The sequence below is a fragment of the Bacillus sp. 0909A genome, from assembly GCF_036765115.1.
Taxonomy (GTDB): domain Bacteria; phylum Bacillota; class Bacilli; order Bacillales; family Bacillaceae; genus Bacillus; species Bacillus mojavensis.
Map to the genome: position 1 here is coordinate 568,093 of NZ_JBAIZU010000003.1, position 19,059 is coordinate 587,151.

Consider the following 19,059-nt stretch of genomic DNA (forward strand, 5'->3'; position numbering starts at 1 on the left):
AACCCTTTCATGTTAGGCTTATGAACGAAAACTATTATATCATTTCAGCCGTGATGATTGAAAATTGCTTTTCAGCATCGTAATGAAAATTTCTTTATTTTTTGTATTCTCCATGAGAGGAGAATGAATATAAGACAGCTTGCGCTTTAATGAGAAATCTTTAATGTGGAGAATTGAAATGTCGCGGTGAATCAAATCCTTATGCAGCACGCTTCTTGATAAGACCGATAAACCCATGCCGCTGATTACCGCTTCTTTTACACCTTGATTGCTGCTGATGGTGAACATCGACTTTGGCCGCAGTCCGTTCGAGCTCAGCACATGATCGAGATACTCCCTTGTGCCGGAGCCTTTTTCCCTTGTCACCCAAGCTTCATTTTGCAAATCGCTGATTGAAATATCTCTTTTTCCGGCAAGCGGATGCTGGTTCGGTGCTGCGATGCACATTTCATCCTCCATGAACGGTTCAATGTCCAGTTCATTCTCGTCGGTATGACCTTCAATCAGCCCGATATCAGCCTGAAGCATTCGGACACGTTCGCTTACTTCTTTTGTATTGCCAATCATGACGTCCAGATTCAGCTCAGGATACAGCTTTTGCAGCTGGGCAAGGAGCGGCGGAAGAATATACTCTCCGATTGTAAAGCTGGCGGCTATTTTCAATTCACCTTTTACATAATGATGATGCGCGTAAATTTCAGCCTTGGCCTGCTCGTAGAGAAATACCATTTGCTTTGCCCTTTGATACAGAATGTCCCCTGTCGGTGTTGTCGTAAAATGCTTCGGCGACCGATTCAGCAGAGCCGTTTGAAATTCTTTTTCAAGATTTTTGATATGCAGACTGACGCTGGGCTGGGAAATCATCAGCTTTTCTGCTGCTTTTGTGAAGTTTTTTTCTTCCACCACCGCGATAAAGGTTTTCAGCACGTCGTAATACAAAGGCCCCACCCCTGTCATGAATAAGATTTATGATGATGATCAGTTTTCTTTATTTTACTCATATCATCTGCCCTGGTAAAGAAGGCGCAAAAAAAGCAGCCCTCTGCGAGAGAGCTGCTATCGCTTTACTTACAGTGCTTGTGCCGCTGTAATTAATGCGAGATTGTAAACATCTTCAGCGTTACAACCTCTTGAAAGATCGTTAACAGGCATATTTAAGCCTTGCAGGATTGGTCCTACAGCTTCAAAGTTGCCTAAACGCTGAGCAATTTTGTAGCCGATGTTTCCTGCTTCCAAGCTTGGGAATACGAATACGTTCGCGTCACCTTTGATCTCGGAGTCCGGCGCTTTTTTCTCAGCTACAGATGGCACGAATGCAGCGTCAAATTGGAATTCGCCGTCAAGCGTTAATTCAGGCGCTTTTTCTTTCGCGATTTTCACAGCATCCGCTACTTTTTCTGTTTCATCAGATTTTGCTGAGCCTTTTGTAGAGAAGCTGAGCATTGCTACGCGAGGATCGATGTCGAACATTTTTGCTGTATTGGCGCTTTCGATCGCGATTTCCGCAAGATCTTGGCTGTCTGGTGCAATGTTGATCGCGCAATCCGCGAATACGTACTGCTCATCGCCGCGTGCCATGATGAAGACGCCAGAAGTCTTTTTCACGCCTTCTTTTGTTTTGATGATTTGCAGAGCCGGACGGACAGTGTCGGCAGTTGAATGAGCCGCTCCGCTCACAAGACCCGCTGCAAGGCCTTTGTACACAAGCATTGTGCCGAAGTAGTTCTCGTCTAAGAGCGCTTTTCGAGCCTGTTCTTCTGTTGCTTTGCCTTTACGGCGTTCCACGAATGCCTGTACAAGATCTTCCATGCCTTCATATGTATGAGGATCATAAATATCAACGCCGTCAAGCGTCAGATTCAGTTCTTTTGCTTTTGCTTGGATCTCATTTTCATTGCCGATCACAATCGGATTCAGCACTTTATTGTCTGCAAGCTTGCTGACCGCAACTAAAATACGTTCGTCCAAGCCTTCAGGAAATACAATTTTAACGCCTTTTCCAGCTACTTTTTCTTGCACTGTTGAAAATAAATCTGCCACAATAAAACCTCCTCAAAAAGTTACAAAAACGCTTTCTTTTACTAGCATACTCTTCTTCCAGTGAAATTCAAACAGCCAACTTTTATTATAGCGCTTTCATCAAAAAATCTTATTTTTCTAACTAATTTAAGTAACTGATGCTTTCCTTATATGTTCTCTTATTTTTGAGGAGATATACGAATCGGATGTTCAAGGTTTCTCCACAGTAGAATCGGATAAACTATGATATAGTGAAGGCATTAACGAAAAGATAATAGGAGTGAAGATAAATGAGTGAACAGCAAATGACAAATGAAGCGGCAAAAACGCTGGACGGCTGGTATGCGCTTCATGATTTCCGCACAATGGACTGGACTTCCTGGAAGCTCCTGACCAGTGATGAGCGCCAGTCTATCATTCATGAATTTACAGGATTGCTTGAAAAATGGGGAGTCGCCCAAAAAGAAGGGAAAGGCTCGCAAACCCTTTACAGCATCGTCGGCCAAAAAGCTGATTTTATGCTGATGATTCTTCGCCCTACAATGGAAGAATTAAATGAAATTGAGCTCGAATTCAACAAATCAAGACTTGCTGAGTTCACCATTCCGGCTTACTCCTACGTGTCAGTTGTTGAACTGAGCAACTATTTGGCGAGCGGTGACGGCGACCCGTATGAAAATCCGCATGTACGTGCGCGCCTTTACCCCGAACTACCGGAATCAAAATATGTATGCTTCTATCCAATGGATAAAAGAAGATCCGGCAATGACAACTGGTACATGCTTTCTATGGAAGAACGAAGAAACTTGATGAGAAGCCACGGCTTAATTGGACGCAGCTATGCTGGCAAAGTGAAACAGATCATCACAGGTTCAGTCGGCTTTGATGATTACGAATGGGGCGTTACGCTGTTCAGTGATGATGTGCTTCAATTCAAGAAGCTTGTTTATGAAATGCGTTTTGACGAAGTCAGCGCGCGCTACGGCGAATTTGGCTCGTTCTTTGTGGGCAACCGCCTTTCGCTTGATACACTTCCTCAATTCCTATATGTATAATACTCTCCCGCCGCAGCCGGCGGGAGTTTTTTAATTCCTCTTTATCAGAATTTAAATAAAATTTGCTATTTTCTCCGTTTTTTTTTACGATGTAGATAATAATCCAATTTTTTCAAAGGGGTGCAGTTATTTGTCAAAACGAACCGCATTTATTATGGGAGCCAGTCAAGGGATCGGAAAAGCAATCGCTTTGAAGCTAGCAGACCAGCAATTTTCCGTCGTCATTAATTCGCGAAGCTTGGACAATATTGAACCTGTCAAAGAAGACATTTTGGCCAAGCATCCTGAAGCGAGCGTTATTGTCCTTGCGGGTGATATGTCTGACCAACAAACGAGAGCTGACGTTTTTCAAAAAATCGAATCTCAATGCGGACGGCTTGATGTTTTGATTAATAATATCCCGGGCGGCGCGCCTGACACATTTGATAGCTGTCATATAGAGGATATGACGGCCACGTTTACACAGAAAACCGTTGCCTATATTGACGCTATCAAGCGTGCCGCCTCACTGATGAAACAAAACGAGTTTGGCAGAATCATCAACATTGTCGGAAATCTGTGGAAAGAACCCGGCGCCAATATGTTCACGAACAGTATGATGAATGCCGCTTTAATTAACGCCAGTAAAAATATTTCCATTCAGCTTGCTCCTCACAACATTACTGTCAACTGCCTGAATCCTGGTTTTATCGCGACAGACCGTTATCATCAATTTGTAGAGAATGTGATGAAAAAGAACAGCATATCCAAACAAGAAGCAGAAAAACAGATTGCTTCCGGGATTCCGATGAAACGGGTCGGATCAGCCGAAGAAACCGCAGCGCTCGCCGCGTTTCTCGCCTCTGAGGAGGCCTCCTATATCACAGGACAGCAAATTTCCGCTGACGGCGGCAGCATGAAAAGCATATAAAAAAATCCCGCTTTTTAGCGGGATACTTCTTGTAATGAGGAAAACGGCAGGTTCAGCTTTTGAATCCGCATGACAAATTCACGCAGATCCTCCTGCTTCGATACCATTGATATTCTGACATGCCGTTTTCCGTTGCTGCCGAAAATCTCTCCCGGTGTTACGACAACATGGGCCTGCTCCAGCAGGTGGTCAGCGAATTGGTGAGAAGACTCAAACATTTCTGGAATTTCAGCCCATACATAAAATGTTCCTCTTGGTTTTTCTATCTTCCAGCCCAGTTCTTTTTCACATAGCTCCGTAAAAAAGTCAATCCGTTCCGCATAGATGCGTTTCAAGCGGTCTGTTTGCACTGGATCTCCTGATAGCGCCGCACTGGCCGCCTGCTGCAGTCCGCCAAACATGCCGACAAAGACGTGATCCTGAAATTCATTGACCGCTTGAATAATCTTTTCATTCCCGACGGCAAACGCCATTCTCCAGCCGGCCATATTAAATGTTTTTGAAAATGAATAAAGCTCCGCGCCCACAGTTCTTGAATCCTCCGCCTGCAGGAAGCTGGCCGGTTTTTTATCAAACTCAAATGCGCCGTACGCAAAGTCATGAATCAGATGAATCTGGTGCTCTTTTGCAAATGCGGCCGCTTTTGCATAAAAAGCTGCATCCGCCACAGCTCCCGTCGGGTTATTCGGATAGTTCAAAAACATCAGTTTCGCTTTTTGTAACACAGCGGGATCTATTTTCTCAAACTCAGGCAGGTAGCCGTTTTCTGCGTGCAGCGGCATTTCGTGCAGCTCTGCTCTTGCCATTGTAATACCCGAAAGATATTCAGGATAGCCTGGGTTCGGGACCAAAGCGATATCTCCCGGATTGAGCAGGCATTGTGTCAAAACATACAAGCCTGCTTTTCCCCCGCCAAAGAGCGCCACTTCTGTTTCAGGATTGATTGTCACTCCGTATTCTCTTTTATAGAAAGCGGCAATCGCTTCCTTCAGGAAGGGATAACCTCTGAATGGCCCGTACCCGTGAAAAGAAGGGTTTACAGCCGCCTCCTGCAATGCCTGCACGATATGCGGCGGAGTAGGAAGGTCAGGGTTCCCCTGTCCGAGATTAATGACTTGCGCCCCCGTTTTTTCCATTTCTTTTACCTTTTGAAAAACGAGAGAAAATTCTTGCCTTGGAAGTGTCTTGATGACGTCGGACGGTGTTATTTCCATCTGAAAGACTCCTTATAAGTGAATTTGCTCAGTTTTTTTATCCCGTTCCATAAAAGATTTGTTCACCAGTTTCGTATGCAAAAACAAACCGCTTACCATGATGACAATCAGCCCCATGATGACAGGAGCCTCTAACACGTTGATAAGCATGGAACCAACCGAAATGCACAAGCCAATGGACGCTTCAGCCACCGAAAAAATACGCCCTTGAATCTGGTTCGCTGCGTTTTCCTGAACTTTAACCTTTGCAAGCACTTCCCCATATTCCATGGCGATGAAAAAGAGGATAGCGGCAATGACAGATACAGCGAAAATGGGCGTGAATAAAAACAATGCCAGTGAGACGATTGATAAAATGGTAAAGTACATCAAGCCTTTATTGTTGTTAAACCCCCATTTGCTGACAAGCGCCGCACCGATGAAACCGCCGAAGCCGATGCAGAAGGTAAGGATAAAGTTGCCGATCTCCCCGTCACCCAAAAAGCGGCTGACAATCGGAAAATAGCTGTACACGATCCCCCAGAGCATCGCCATCGTAATCATCGTAAACATGGCGTTTAACACGAATGAATTGGTTTTGATTTCCTTCAGCCCTTCTTTAAAAGACTGAAAGGCCTCTTTTACATTTTCAGACTGAATCGGGACAAATTGCAGCTTAATTCGCCTGATAAAAAATGCCGAAACCAGATATGTCACACCGTTAAAGGCAACAGCCATCTCTACAGACCCGGCTAACAGGAATAACCCCCCGGCGGCCGCCCCGACAATGATAGAAATGGTCGTGGCTTTAGCGAATAAGGTATTGATCGTTTTAATGTCTGATTCCAATGAAGACATGACCGCGAGACGCGCCGGATTAAAAAACACGCCGCTCCCGTAAGAGACAAACAGCAGAGCAAGAAAAATCAGCGGATACTCGCCTTTTGGGAGAAAGGTGAGCCCCAAAAAGATGGCGCCCCTGATGACATCTGTCCACAGCATAATTTTAATTCTGTCCAATCGGTCAACGAGCACCCCCAAAAATGGCTGAAACACCATCGGAATGCTTCTGACCGCGATGACTCCCGACGTCACCCAATAATCGTGATAATATGTAGACAAAATGAGCAGGGCCGGGAGAACACAGTAGTCTCCCATAAACGAAAGCGCCTGCCCGTATAGCAAGTATTTAGAATTTGGCTTTAACTGTTTCATACCGGCAGCACATACTTCGCAGTCAGCTTTGCATGCTGCTGGATTTGTTTAATGGAATCGGCTATATCCTGTGAATTGCTGCCTTTCAGTTCAAATGCGGCAATGGAATTGAAGGCTTCAAACAGGCTTAAATCAACAGACGTACCTGGTGCCGCGGCCGAGAAAGAAACAAGTTCCGTATCTCCCTTCAGCAGCCCGTCCGGAATGCTGATGGATTCAATGATCATATCCTCCGCCGCTTCAGGTAGCTGCCCGTTTTGTTTGAAATGCTCCGGGTACAAATGACAGTCGGCAATATAGCAAGGCTCTTGTTCCAGCAATCCATCCGGAAGATCGGCGTCTTTTCCGAAACAGAGAACATCTAACAATAATTGCGCCATGTCGACGCCGAAGACCTTTTTAATATTCGGAATCATATTCCATCCGGCGAACCTGGCCGCAGACTCTATTAAGCCGGCTTCTCTATTTTTCATTAACTTGATTTCTGTATGTGTCGCACAGTTTTCCAGCCCAAGCCCTTCATTTGCCTTTCTGGCCGCTTCAATAATGATCTTTTTCGCTTCATCATCCAAGATGGACGGCGTAATATGCGATGTTTCCGTAAATCCAATTTGCGGTGTTTTGTCATGAATCGCAACTGGAACATATTCTCCGTCCGCCATGATTCCTTCTATGCTGATATAGTCGGAGTATCCCTCGGTTTGATACCAGTCCGGGTACTCTCCCTGTAAAAATTCCTCCGCAATAAACGGCGCTTCAAACGTAACCGCCTTTGGCACATTAATAGATTTCAGGTAGTCATTGACTCGGTTAAACTCAGCTTCTGCTGTTTTGGTGTCCGTAATCAGCGTCACGCCGATTGAACTCGCCAAATATGTCGGTTTTAAGATGAGCGGTGTACCGATCTCTTTCAGCGCGGCGCGGAAATCTTCAAGGGTTGTGACCCGTTTGTTTTTGATTGTTTTGACTCCGGCTTTATTAAACGCTGCCCTCATTTTATTTTTATCTCTGGCATTTTCGGCAGCTTGTACACCGGCTCCTCTTAAACCGAGTCGTTCACAGGCTTTCGCCATCGGAGCGATGAATAATTCATTGTTTGTTGTGATGGCTTCCGCTCCAAACATTTCGGCAACCTTGACGATGTGCTCGACTACCTCTTCTTCGGGTTTGTCATGATCCTCATGCGCCCAGTAAATGGAATCGGGATGCTCAAAATCTGCGATGCTCTGAAAATAATCTTTATCCTTTATGACCGCGACCGAGTATTTTTCAATAAGCGCCGCATGGGAAGCTGTAATGGCAAATGGCCTTGGAATAAAGCTGACCAGGTTATATTTTTCAGCAGCGCTTTGATAAAACATGTGCGGCGGGCAGCCTCCTAGATCAGCGATAACCAAAACTGTTTTTCTCTCCATATGTAAAACACTCCTTCTCTCTCTATTGTGCGGTATATCCTCCGTCTGCGGTGATGGCGCTTCCGGTCATGTAGCTTGATAAATCAGAGGCTAAAAACAGCATCACGTTTGCTATTTCTTCAGGTTTTCCGAGTTTAAGCATCGGATTCACCTTCGCCTTTTCTTTCTTGATTTCTTCAAGTGTGCCTTCATTATTTTCAATAAAGGATTTTTCATTTAACGGCGTATCGATAATTCCCGGACATACACAGTTAACGCGGATTTGATGTTTGGCGTAATCAACAGCCATTGACCTTGTCAGCTGCAACACGCCGCCTTTGCTGGCGTTGTATGCGGGGATATCAGGCCATGCCACGACTCCGCCGACAGAGCACGTATTAATGATATTGCCCTTGCCGGCAGCCAGCATATGCTTGAGTGCGTGCTTGCTCATTAAAAACATGCCCGTCAGATTGACTTGGAGCACCTTATTCCAATCGCTCAGGTCCATCTCATGAATAGGCGCGACGATCTCGATCCCCGCATTATTAATTAAAATGTCTAATCCTCCGAATGTATCGATTGCCGATTGAACAGCGTGCTGGCAGGCAGCTTCGTCTGTGATGTCTGTTTGCACAAAGTGCAGCTGGTCATGATTTTCTTGCCGGACCATTACTTCTCCCTGTGCTGCATCAATATCCGCCACAACCACATTTGCCTGTTGTTTCAAAAAAGCTTGAACTGCGGCATAGCCGATGCCTGATGCGCCTCCTGTTATGAGGACGGTCTTATCGATGAGGTTCATTATGATTCTTCCGCCTTTATCTTTTTCGTTTTTGCTCTGTTGTAGCGCGGCGGAAAGAAGATGTTAATGGATTGAGATTCTTTTTCAAAACGGTTGATGGCACCGTGGTCTTCACGAGGTTCACAGAAATAGGAGGTTCCGAATGTCATATCCACTGTGCAGCCTTCAACGGTCATATCATATCCGCCGCCGATGCAGATGCCGATTTGTTCATTGCGATGTTTATGGAAAGGCATTTCGCCGCCGTTCCCAGGAATCTTGGCCAGCATAATTTCTACCCAATCCTCAACAAAAAACGTGACTTCCATGCCAGGCAATAAATCTCTCGTTTTGAAAATATTCAAAAAGTAGTCTTCAGGACTTGTATAGGTTTCATCAGCTTTATACCGTTTAATATCAATGGCAATGACTTCTTGGTCTGTTTCATTTCTCGCTCCGTGGGGCACATGCGGCGGCGCGATATATGCCGATTCCAAGGCTGTCATTTTTTTTGTGACGTCTCCGACAGTCATGGACAGCTCGCCTGAAACGACCATGCCGATCTGGACTTCCTGATGCTGATGCGGTTCAACGTTCGTATGCGGCGGAACGTAAGACATTAGCACTTCAGTATCGCCGCGGACGGTGGAATACTGTCTCACTCCATTCTCCCACTCTATTAATTTTGGTGTCGGGAAATAAATCTCCTTCAAATTTTGTTCAGTTTTCATAATCAACGTCTCCTTTTCCGAATAATGACCAGCTCATAGGAATGCTTTTAAATGTCTTAACAAATTTAAGCCCGTATTTTTGCCTTGCCAGTTCATTGGTTAAAGCGATGTCAGAAAGACCTTCTTTTACTTTTTTTGCTGCGGCGCTGGTTGAGTTAACCAGCTCGAACCTGACGTCTTTGCGGGTAAAATATTTTATTAAATTGATAGGTGATGGATGTGAAACAATAACAGATGTGTCAAGCATGTCGTCGCTGAATGTGAAATCAGGACGGACTGCCAGGCCGTACATCGGTGTATCGCACCTGAAGATTTGCAAAAGCTGCAAATCCGGCCTCATGTAGAAATGCTTAATGCCGTCGTAAGCATGTGGAACGATGGTGTATTCCAGCGGGCTTTGAAGAGTCCTTTCGATGCATGATTCAAATGTATCATGCAAAGATAATTTACTGTTTAGCCCCTGGAGAAGAGTAAAATTGGAGATGAAATGTTTTGCTGCGTACTCACTGCTTGTCCCTTCTGGGCCGAGCGTGTTGACTGTAATCAGTTTTGATATTGAATAAGCTTTGTTTTTTGTCTGAATGCTATTATCCAATATAATCATGAGCACCAACCAATCTTTTAAATTTTAAGTAAATTTTATCCAGCGACAATCGAACTGTCAACATTTTTTGAAAATACTGATAATTATTCCCATACAAACAAAAAAACCCTTACGACAGGGTTTTTTGTTATAGGAATTTAGAAACTTTGTTTATTGGGATAAGGAATGATCTGCTTTCTGCTCATGCTTGCCGTACTTTTTATATGCGAATACACTGAGCACAAAACCGAGCACTGTGATGGTGGCACAAATCAATCCGACAGCTGCATACCCGTATCCCACATATACAGGTCCCATCAAAGCAGAACCTAATGTCACAGCCAAATTTGAGGCGAGACTATAAAACGCCATAATTTTCCCGCGATGACGCTCTGAGCAATCACTCAAAATGGTGCTGAGCAGCGTCACCGTCAAGCTCTGCATTAATCCCCAGATGAATAGACTGATAATTAGCAGAGGCATTGATGCAGGCGCATACGCGATACAAGCCAGCAGAACGCTGATGACCGCCAGCGCAATGATCAGAGAGCGCATTTTTCCAATACGGTCGGCAATCTTACCTGTAAAGACGCTCATGGAAAACCCGATGCCATAAATCATGATAAATAAGCCGGCAGCCGTATTGCCTCCAGCAAAAACGTCCTGAAGGTAAGAGCCTAAAAACGAATACATACCGTAAAAGCCCATCATATTGCAAAGGGTGATTATGATATAAACGGGAACACGCGGCACTTTAAGCGCGTCTCGAAATGTCCCCGCCGGCTCCTCTTTTTCCTCCAGGCTGCTGTTTTTATTATCGTTATCGCGGCGCATTTCAAATAGGATGAGCAAAACAACAAGCGCACCCATCAAGGCGAAAATCCAGAATGTCCATCTCCAATGTAAGACGCCGCCTATAAATGATCCGATCGGCACACCGAAAATCAGTGCGAGCGACCAGCTTGATACGATCAGTCCCATCACCTTGCCTCGATATGTATACGGGACACGATCCCCGACAACTGCGTAAGCGGTGGGGACAAATGCACCTGCTGCCAATCCTGAAAGCGCCCGGCCTAAAAAGAAGAAAAAGATATTTTGCGCCAAAGCGCATATCACGGTTCCTATAATAAAGATCACAAGTCCCAACATTAAACTCAGTTCTCTAGAGTATTTATCCCCTAAAGGAACCAGCAACGGGGCACCGATAAAAATCATAATCCCATATATACTGATAGATAGCGCAAGCACGCTGACATCTGAGTTGAAGGCATCTGCTAAATCAGGCAGCAGCGGTGAAATGACAAGCTCTTCAGATCCAGCCGCAAATACGCCCATTGTTAAAGCCAACGCAAGAAATAGCGGAAAATGATGTTTTGATTTGCTGTGATTGTTTTGTTTACTCTTCATTCTCCCTTAACACCTCTTCCGAAATCTTTGAAACATAAAGTTGAATTATAGTTTAGCATCCTTTATTTACAATTTACAATTCGAACGAAAATGAATTTCTTTTTATTATTTACATTCGAATATAAACAAGAGATTTATCGTTTCAATTTTAAAATAAAATAAAAACATATCCTGGGATATGCTATAGTAATAGGATCATTTGTTAAGGTGGGTCATGTGATGAATCAAGGTTATTCAACAGTCGCGCGTTTCAGGCTCGGCATGGTATTCATTCTCGGCACGCTGGCGTCATTCGGGCCGCTGTCGCTTGATATGTATCTGCCTGCTCTTCCCCAAGTCGCTGCCGACCTGCATACGACCGCGTCACTCGCACAGCTGAGCTTAACGTTCTGCCTGCTCGGGCTTGCGCTCGGACAGATTATCGTCGGACCGCTCAGTGATATGAAAGGGCGCCGGAAACCGCTGATCATATCAATGGTGCTTTATACACTCTCTTCCTTATTATGCGCGTTCAGCCCTTCTGTCGCGTTTTTAATTATCATGAGGTTTATCCAGGGCTTTACCGGAGCGGCGGGGATTGTCATCGCCCGCGCCACTGCCCGCGATATGTACTCAGGCAAAGACCTGACCGCTTTTTTCTCATTGCTAATGCTCGTAAACGGAGCGGCGCCAATTTTAGCCCCAATTACGGGAGGATTCATCCTTCAATTTACTGACTGGTCAACCGTGTTTATCGTGCTGGCCGGGATCGGGTGTCTTATTTTTGTCGCGGTTCTTACCGCATTGCCTGAATCACTGCCTCCTGAAAAACGGACGAAGGGCGGACTCCGGGAGACGCTGACCACATTTCGGCACTTGATTGTCGACCGGGCGTTTATGGGTTTTGCTTTCAGCCAGGCCTTTATCATGACCGGCATGTTTGCTTATATTTCCGGTTCGCCATTTGTCCTGCAAAACATATACGGTGTGTCGGCCCAGATGTTCAGCATGCTGTTTGCCATCAATGGCGCGGGCATTATTGCGGCTACACAGATGACAGGGCGGCTGGCCAAAAATGTTGATGAGCGCAAGTTGTTCATCTCTGGTCTATTGATCTCCATCATCGGAAGCGCCGCACTTCTTTTGTCGCTCACTTTTGACCTCGGGCTGTTCGCTGTCTGCGCATCTTTATTTATTATCGTCTCCAGTGTCGGTATCGTCACAACGACAGGTTTTACGCTGGCGATGCAAAAGCAGGAAAAAGGGGCGGGCAGCGCCGCGGCGCTCCTTGGGCTTCTGCCCTTTATCGGAGGGGCCATTGCCGCTCCGCTCGTCGGTGTTGCCGGGGAAGAAAGCGCGTGGCCGATGGCGTTGAGTATATTTGGTTTTGATGTGCTCGCGATATTGTCCTATGTGTTTCTTGTCAGACGTAACGCATAAAAAGCTCTCCGGCCTCCCGGAGAGCTTTTCTATTGCGCTTCTGTTTGCTCTTTTTTCAGCGGTTCTTTTTGTAAGCGTTTCTTGATGCTCAGGTGATAGTACGCATAGCAGAAAATAATGAGTGGTACACCGCAGTACAAGCCGATTCTTTGATCTGGGATGAAAATAAGGCTTATCAATATGCATCCGTATAATACAAACCCAAGAATCGGCACCAACGGATAAAGAGGAGTTCTGAATTCCAGGTCGTTCACGTTCCTGCCTTCAGCGAGGAACCGCCTGCGAAAGAAAAATTGCGAGGCGCAAATGGACATCCACGCGACAACTGTCACCATGCCTGAGATTGATATACACCATAAATACACGGTTTCTGCAGCCATGACGCTAGTCAGCAGCGAACAGCCGGAAATCCCAATCGTAATCAGCAGGGCATTGATCGGCACCCCTTTTTTGGTCAGTCTGGTTAAAAGGGCCGGGCCCATTTTGTTTGTTGAAAGCGACCACATCATGCGCGAGGCTGCATATAAACCAGAATTGGCAACAGATAAAATCGCCGTTAATATGACAAAGTTCATCATATCAGCCGCAAACGGGATGCCGATTTGATCAAGCACCGCTACAAACGGACTTTCTATCACCCCCGCTGTTTCGTACGGAAGAATGGCGACCAAGACGAACATGGCCAGCACAAAGAAAAACAGCGTTCGCCAGATGACATTTCGAATGGACTTCGGCAGTGTCTTTTCCGGACTTTCACTCTCCCCTGCCGCAATTCCGACCAGCTCCGTCCCCTGAAATGAGAAATTGACCATAACCAGTGTAAACATAACAGCCAGCACACCATTTGGAAACAGTCCTTTATCGGTCATGAAATGAGATAGAAAAGGCGTTTCCTGACCGCCTTTAAAATCAATCAAGCCAAACACAGCGCACCCGCCGATCACGATAAATACTATGATCGCTGTCACTTTGATGCTCGAAAACCAAAATTCCATTTCCGCAAAGCTTCTGACTGACAGCACATTAATTAAAAAGATGATGATACCGAAAACGAGGCACCATATCCAGATTGGCACGGAGGGCAGCCATCTTTGCATCAAAATGCCCGCTGACGTTAGCTCCAAGCCGACTGTATTCGCCCAGCTGAACCAATACAGCCAGCCGATCATAAAACCTGTCGACGGTCCCAAAAACTTTGCAGCATAAGCTTGAAACGATCCGGAGACCGGCATGGCAACAGCCAGCTCCCCTAAACAAAGCATGACTAGATACATTAAAAATCCGCCAATCATATAGGCAACAATGGCTCCGAGCGGCCCCGCCTGGCTGATCGTAAAGCCTGAACCTAAAAACAGACCGGTGCCGATGACGCCGCCCAAGGCAATCATAAACAAATGCCGGCTTTTCATACTGCGCTGCAATTCATTTTTATGATCCTGCATCATCCTTCTCCCTTCGGCTCTTTTGTGCTGATATTCATCCGATAGCTTTGCAAAAGGTGAACAGTGGTCTGCTGTATCAGATCAGGCAATATATGAAATGTGTACGGCTTGTATACTCTTTCAGTCCATTTATGTCCGTCTTTGCCGTATACCCCCATGTTAATGGAAGGAATGTTCAGTTTCCGTATGTCTTTGAACGGAATGGTTCCAATCATCTTCCACCCCGGGAAGTTTCTGATAAAGGAATCAATTTCGTCATCGGTTTCGTGCAGCGACAAAAAGCTGCCGTCTGCCAAGTAAGGGAAAAACTTTTTGAAAACAAATGTTTCACCTGTCGTTTTGGCTGTTTTGTCCACCGCTTCTTTGATCACATGCTGCAATAGCTGGTCTCTTGTGCTTTCTTCTTTTAAATAGTTATGCGGTAAATAAGGAGGAGCATAAAACAGAATGACTTTTGCGCCCTGATCGGGATCAAGCTTTTGGAGTTCTTCAATTGCATTAAAACATCTCATGCGCAGTTCAAGGTGCTCATTGGCTTTGAATGCTTGCTCTATACACTGCTCAGGATCGATACCGCGGCTTCTTAGCTTTTCCATGTACTGGTCCAGACTGAAGACTTGAATATCCCAAGACAAATGTCTCTTTGGAAGATTTGTTCGCTTTAGATATTCTTCATAATAATCAGATAATTTTTGTTTTGTGATCCGGCACGCCTCCTCAGCGACTTGGGTAAGCTGGTCCATAACTTCCTTTGCTGTTTTTTCATAAATAAAATAATTGAAATACAAATAGCTGCTGACGGCGGTTTGGACGTTATAGGATTCCTTGTTATCACGCTGGTACAAGCAGGATGGGGGCAGAACCAATTCGCCTTCAATCTTTTCTGCTAAATGAATATTGTTGTGGATGCGTCTTGTGATTTCAGAAGAAATGAGATTTGGATCGATGCCAGCAAGCGTATCTCCGACATGCACTTCCCGGCCTGATATATAAAAGCAAGGCAGCAGCTTTCCCGCGGTTCCGGTGTAAATATATCTTGTTGAATCACCATCGTATAGCGGCGTAATGAAATCGGTATTAATAGCAGCCAGATACTGAATCTGTTTCTCCTTTTTTAATCGGTTCAGCTCAGAAATACTGGCGAGAATACCAGCATGCTGACTTTCTTCATCCGGATTTGCCATAAATAATAGATTTCCCGGCAATGCTTCTCGGTTCTCTGAAAAGTGCAGGAGATTGGACAAATGCACCGCGATGCCGCTTTGCATGTCGACTGAGCCTCTGCCGAACATCCACTCACCTGACTTGGCGTCCCGCTGAACGTCTTCATCAAAGTCATAGCTGGAGAAATACTCAGCTAATTTCTCAGAATCAAAAGCGATATCCTTTAGCGGTCCAAAATCTTCAATTCCCACTGTATCCAAGTGGGCGTGATAAATGACGGTATTCCGGCTTTCCCCACTGCCTTTCACAAACGCAAACATATTTTTCCGGTTGTACGGGTCGTTAGGAATAGCCTGCTCCCATACATGGCAAGGATGTTTCTGAAAATAAGGATAGCTCATGATGACTTCTTTGATAAAATCAGCTTTCGTCCCTTCCCCGATGGTGCCATTCACACTGCTGAGACTGACCAGAGACTTTGTCAGTGCCTCAATCCGTTCTGCCGGCAGCATGTGACTGATTTTTGTATAGAGCATACATCATCCCCCTCATCCCAAAATGTAAATAGTGCGATCTAAACACAATCGCACTATTTCCGTTTTCTCAATTAATACGCTTCGGATGTTGTTTTCGCCTGCATATGAAGTATTAAATAATCCGGACCTCCTGCTTTTGAGTCTGTTCCAGACATATTAAATCCGCCGAATGGCTGATAGCCGACAATAGCTCCGGTACAGCCTCTGTTAAAGTATAAGTTTCCGACATGAAAATCCTCTCGAGCCCGCTCAATGTGCGCACGGTTTTTTGTCAGCAGAGCGCCTGTCAGTCCGTATTCTGTGTTATTTGCAATCTCAAGCATATGGTCGAAATCACGCGCTTTGCAGATGGCAGCAACCGGCCCGAAGATTTCTTCCTGCATGAGGCGTGCATGTTCATCAACATCTGCAAAGATCGTCGGCTGGATAAAGTAGCCTTTTGAATCATCACCTTCTCCGCCTGTCAAAAGCTTGCCTTCAGACTTGCCGATTTCAATATAGCGCATGACCTTATTGTAGGATGCTTCATGAATAACAGGTCCCATATACGTATCAGGATCTTCCGGACTTCCGACTGTCAGCGTTTTGGTCAGCGCAACTGCTTTTTCTACGACTTCATCATAGACATCCTGATGAATGACTGCACGGGAGCCCGCTGAACATTTTTGCCCTGAGTACCCGAATGCGGAGTAAACGATAGAAGAGGCAGCAAGATCCAAATCAGCATCTTTGTCGACAAGCACTGTATCTTTCCCGCCCATTTCAGCAATCACGCGTTTCAGCCATTTTTGGCCCGGCTGCACTTTTGCGGCACGCTCATAAATTCGGCAGCCGACTGCACGGGAGCCTGTAAATGATACAAATCTTGTTTTAGGGTGTTCAACTAAGAAATCGCCAATTTCGGCTCCGTCTCCCGGAATGTAATTGAGAACGCCGTTTGGCAAACCCGCTTCCTCCATCACCTCGACAAATTTAGCTGCCACGACTGGCGCAGCATCTGCCGGCTTCAATAGAATTGTATTCCCCGTAACAATCGCAGCCGCAGCCGTTCCTGCCATAATGGCGAGCGGGAAATTAAATGGCGAAATGACAATGCCGACGCCAAGCGCTTCATAATGATATTGATTATGCTCACCTGCCCGGCTCTTTACCGGAGCCCCGTCCTTCAGCTTTACGATTTGGCGCGCGTAGTATTCTAAAAAGTCTATTGCTTCCGCTGTGTCAGCATCTGCTTCCTTCCAAGGTTTTCCCGCTTCCTTTACGAGATAGCTTGAAAATTCATGCTTTCTTCTGCGTAGAATAGCCGCAGCTTTAAAAAGGATATTCGCGCGATGCTCCAGTCTTTGTTTTTTCCACGATTCAAATGCCTGTAACGCCGATTGCATCGCTTTTTCAGCAAGCTCTTGATTAGCCGTTGAGGCGTAGCCGATCACTTCTTCCTTATTGGCCGGATTAATCGAAACAATTTTGCGATCCGTTTCGATCTTTTCTCCATTAATGACAAGCGGATAATGCTTGCCGAGCTGAGTATTTACAAAGGCCAGTGATTCTTGAAAGGCTGTTTTATGCTTCGCTTCCTTAAAATCAGTGAATGGTTCGTGCGCATATGAAACGGTCATATGTAGTCCCCCTCGTTATGTAATATGTCTTCTCACAAATATAAAAGCAAGATTCGTACCAGTGCTTCGCCTTTTCACAAAAAAATTGCAGAATCGCAGAGAACGTTGTCAGAAATCTAAACATATTGCCTTCTGTGAACAGAAAGTGCAAAATCACTTTGCGTTTTTCATCCGTATGCTAACAAAAAAAGCAAAATGTTTTTGCAGGAGAAAGGAGGGATTATCCCCCCTAAACCCACCCGCGGAATTGAGACGCCTCTGCAGACTTTCTGATGCCCGTCATGTAAGCCGCCAAGCGCATATCGACTTTGTGTGTGGCCGCAGTCTGATAAATCGTTTCAAATGAATTGACCATTACGTTTCTCAGCTTTTCCGCAACCTCTTCTTCTGCCCAATAATATCCTTGGTTGTTTTGAACCCATTCAAAATATGAAACCGTTACGCCGCCTGCACTCGCCAGTATATCCGGCACCAGGAGCACGCCTTTTTCATTCAAAATCTTTGTCGCGTCGATTGTCGTCGGCCCGTTAGCCGCTTCGACCACAATTGAGGCCTTAATGTTATGGGCATTTTTGGCTGTGATTTGATTTGAAATAGCCGCAGGCACTAAAATATCGCATTCTTGTTCGAGCAGCTCTTCATTTGTAATGACATCTGTAAATAAATTGGTGACCATTCCGAAACTGTCCCGCTTATCGAGCAAATAAGGAATATCGAGGCCATCCGGGTTGTACAGACCGCCGTGGGCATCCGAAATACCGATAACCTTTGCGCCGGCATCATGCATAAATTTAGCCAGAAAACTGCCGGCATTCCCAAAACCCTGTATGACGATGCGCGCGTTTTGCAGCTTGATTCCTTTTTTCTTAACCGCTTCTTCTATACAAATGGTTACGCCTTGTGCTGTTGCTGTTTCCCGGCCCTGTGATCCGCCTAAAACGAGCGGTTTTCCTGTGATAAAACCCGGAGAATCGAATTCCCGAAGCCGGCTGTATTCATCCATCATCCACGCCATAATTTGCGAATTGGTGTACACATCGGGAGCTGGAATATCCTTAGTGGGGCCGACTAACTGGCTGATGGCGCGGACATATCCCCGGCTCAGCCGTTCCAATTCTCCAAATGACATCGTCCGCGGATCACAAATAATGCCGCCCTTTCCGCCGCCGTATGGCAAATTCGTGATGCCGCATTTGAGCGTCATCCAAATCGATAACGCCTTTACTTCCTCTTCATTCACTTCGGGATGAAAACGCACGCCCCCTTTTGTCGGGCCGACCGCGTCATTGTGCTGTGAACGATAGCCTGTAAACACTTTCACGCTGCCGTTATCCATTTTCACCGGAATTCGTACAGTGAGCATTCTCATCGGCTCTTTCATTAATTCATACATTTCGCTCGGATAGCCCAGTTTCCGCAGGGCTTCCTTTATGATCGCTTGTGTAGACAGAAATAAATTGAGAGCTTCTTTTTCTTCATCCTTTGTGATTTGTTTTTCTGACATGTTTTTCACCTCATCATCATTTTATCTTCAGGAGAATGTAAGCGCTTTTAAAAAACTGAAATCGATCCATTCCTTTCTTCA

General features: G+C 45.5%; 16 protein-coding genes. 3 read left to right on the top strand and 13 right to left on the bottom strand.

Annotation, left to right across the window (positions count from 1 at the left end):
- Positions 1-39: 39 nt before the first annotated feature.
- Both cysL and pta read right to left on the bottom strand, forming a co-directional pair.
- The gene (gene cysL, locus V6D42_RS13055; protein ID WP_168749018.1) at positions 40-939 is read right to left on the bottom strand and encodes a cysJI operon transcriptional regulator CysL; all 900 of its coding nucleotides are present in this window, start codon (positions 937-939) and stop codon (positions 40-42) included.
- Positions 940-1,068: 129 nt separating this feature from the next.
- Positions 1,069-2,040: a phosphate acetyltransferase gene (gene pta / locus V6D42_RS13060; protein WP_010332307.1), complete on the bottom strand. Its 972-nt coding sequence runs from the start codon at positions 2,038-2,040 to the stop codon at positions 1,069-1,071.
- A 269-nt stretch (positions 2,041-2,309) separates the two neighbouring features.
- Here pta and hemQ point away from each other — a divergent pair, with 269 nt between their 5' ends.
- Together hemQ and bacG are read left to right on the top strand one after the other, a co-directional pair.
- Positions 2,310-3,074 carry a hydrogen peroxide-dependent heme synthase gene (gene hemQ / locus V6D42_RS13065; RefSeq protein ID WP_333513488.1) on the top strand — a complete coding sequence of 255 codons (765 nt, stop codon included), beginning with the start codon at positions 2,310-2,312 and terminating at the stop codon, positions 3,072-3,074.
- Between the two features lie 130 nt (positions 3,075-3,204).
- Positions 3,205-3,984 carry an NADPH-dependent reductase BacG gene (gene bacG, locus V6D42_RS13070; RefSeq protein WP_333513489.1) on the top strand — a complete coding sequence of 260 codons (780 nt, stop codon included), beginning with the start codon at positions 3,205-3,207 and terminating at the stop codon, positions 3,982-3,984.
- A gap of 14 nt (positions 3,985-3,998) precedes the next feature.
- Here the strand turns inward: bacG and V6D42_RS13075 are convergent, their stop codons facing one another.
- From V6D42_RS13075 to V6D42_RS13105, 7 genes are all read right to left on the bottom strand, one after another.
- A complete protein-coding gene (locus tag V6D42_RS13075) occupies positions 3,999-5,198 on the bottom strand; it encodes a pyridoxal phosphate-dependent aminotransferase (protein WP_333513490.1) in 1,200 nt (399 codons plus the stop codon).
- Between the two features lie 12 nt (positions 5,199-5,210).
- Positions 5,211-6,392, bottom strand: a complete 1,182-nt coding sequence (locus V6D42_RS13080; RefSeq protein ID WP_333513491.1) for an MFS transporter — start codon at positions 6,390-6,392, stop codon at positions 5,211-5,213.
- Positions 6,389-7,807: an ATP-grasp domain-containing protein gene (locus tag V6D42_RS13085; RefSeq protein ID WP_333513492.1), complete on the bottom strand. Its 1,419-nt coding sequence runs from the start codon at positions 7,805-7,807 to the stop codon at positions 6,389-6,391. Before V6D42_RS13085 ends, V6D42_RS13080 begins: the two co-directional genes overlap by 4 nt.
- Before the next feature lie 22 nt (positions 7,808-7,829).
- On the bottom strand, positions 7,830-8,591 hold the full coding sequence (bacC, locus tag V6D42_RS13090) for a dihydroanticapsin 7-dehydrogenase (protein WP_333513493.1): 762 nt from the start codon (positions 8,589-8,591) through the stop codon (positions 7,830-7,832).
- Positions 8,591-9,301 carry a cupin domain-containing protein gene (locus V6D42_RS13095; RefSeq protein WP_333513494.1) on the bottom strand — a complete coding sequence of 237 codons (711 nt, stop codon included), beginning with the start codon at positions 9,299-9,301 and terminating at the stop codon, positions 8,591-8,593. Before V6D42_RS13095 ends, bacC begins: the two co-directional genes overlap by 1 nt.
- Positions 9,291-9,905, bottom strand: a complete 615-nt coding sequence (locus V6D42_RS13100; protein ID WP_044159864.1) for a bacilysin biosynthesis protein BacA — start codon at positions 9,903-9,905, stop codon at positions 9,291-9,293. The genes V6D42_RS13095 and V6D42_RS13100 overlap by 11 nt, the downstream gene beginning before the upstream one ends.
- A 150-nt stretch (positions 9,906-10,055) precedes the next feature.
- Positions 10,056-11,294, bottom strand: coding sequence for an MFS transporter (locus V6D42_RS13105; RefSeq protein WP_333513495.1), 1,239 nt, complete (start codon positions 11,292-11,294; stop codon positions 10,056-10,058).
- 219 nt (positions 11,295-11,513) lie between these two features.
- Between V6D42_RS13105 and V6D42_RS13110 the strand changes: the two genes are divergently transcribed.
- The gene (locus V6D42_RS13110) at positions 11,514-12,713 is read left to right on the top strand and encodes a multidrug effflux MFS transporter (RefSeq protein ID WP_333513496.1); all 1,200 of its coding nucleotides are present in this window, start codon (positions 11,514-11,516) and stop codon (positions 12,711-12,713) included.
- A gap of 29 nt (positions 12,714-12,742) precedes the next feature.
- Here the strand turns inward: V6D42_RS13110 and V6D42_RS13115 are convergent, their stop codons facing one another.
- The 4 genes from V6D42_RS13115 to rocG all read right to left on the bottom strand — a co-directional run bounded on the left by V6D42_RS13115 (position 12,743) and on the right by rocG (position 18,978).
- Entirely contained in the window at positions 12,743-14,155 is a 1,413-nt protein-coding gene (locus tag V6D42_RS13115; protein WP_333513497.1) for an amino acid permease, read from the bottom strand.
- Positions 14,155-15,855 (bottom strand): M20 family metallopeptidase, encoded by a 1,701-nt coding sequence (locus V6D42_RS13120; RefSeq protein WP_333513498.1) that lies wholly within the window; start codon positions 15,853-15,855, stop codon positions 14,155-14,157. The genes V6D42_RS13115 and V6D42_RS13120 overlap by 1 nt, the downstream gene beginning before the upstream one ends.
- Before the next feature lie 71 nt (positions 15,856-15,926).
- The gene (gene pruA / locus V6D42_RS13125) at positions 15,927-17,474 is read right to left on the bottom strand and encodes an L-glutamate gamma-semialdehyde dehydrogenase (protein ID WP_333513499.1); all 1,548 of its coding nucleotides are present in this window, start codon (positions 17,472-17,474) and stop codon (positions 15,927-15,929) included.
- Positions 17,475-17,703: 229 nt separating this feature from the next.
- Entirely contained in the window at positions 17,704-18,978 is a 1,275-nt protein-coding gene (rocG, locus tag V6D42_RS13130) for a glutamate dehydrogenase (RefSeq protein ID WP_333513500.1), read from the bottom strand.
- Positions 18,979-19,059 lie beyond the last annotated feature (81 nt).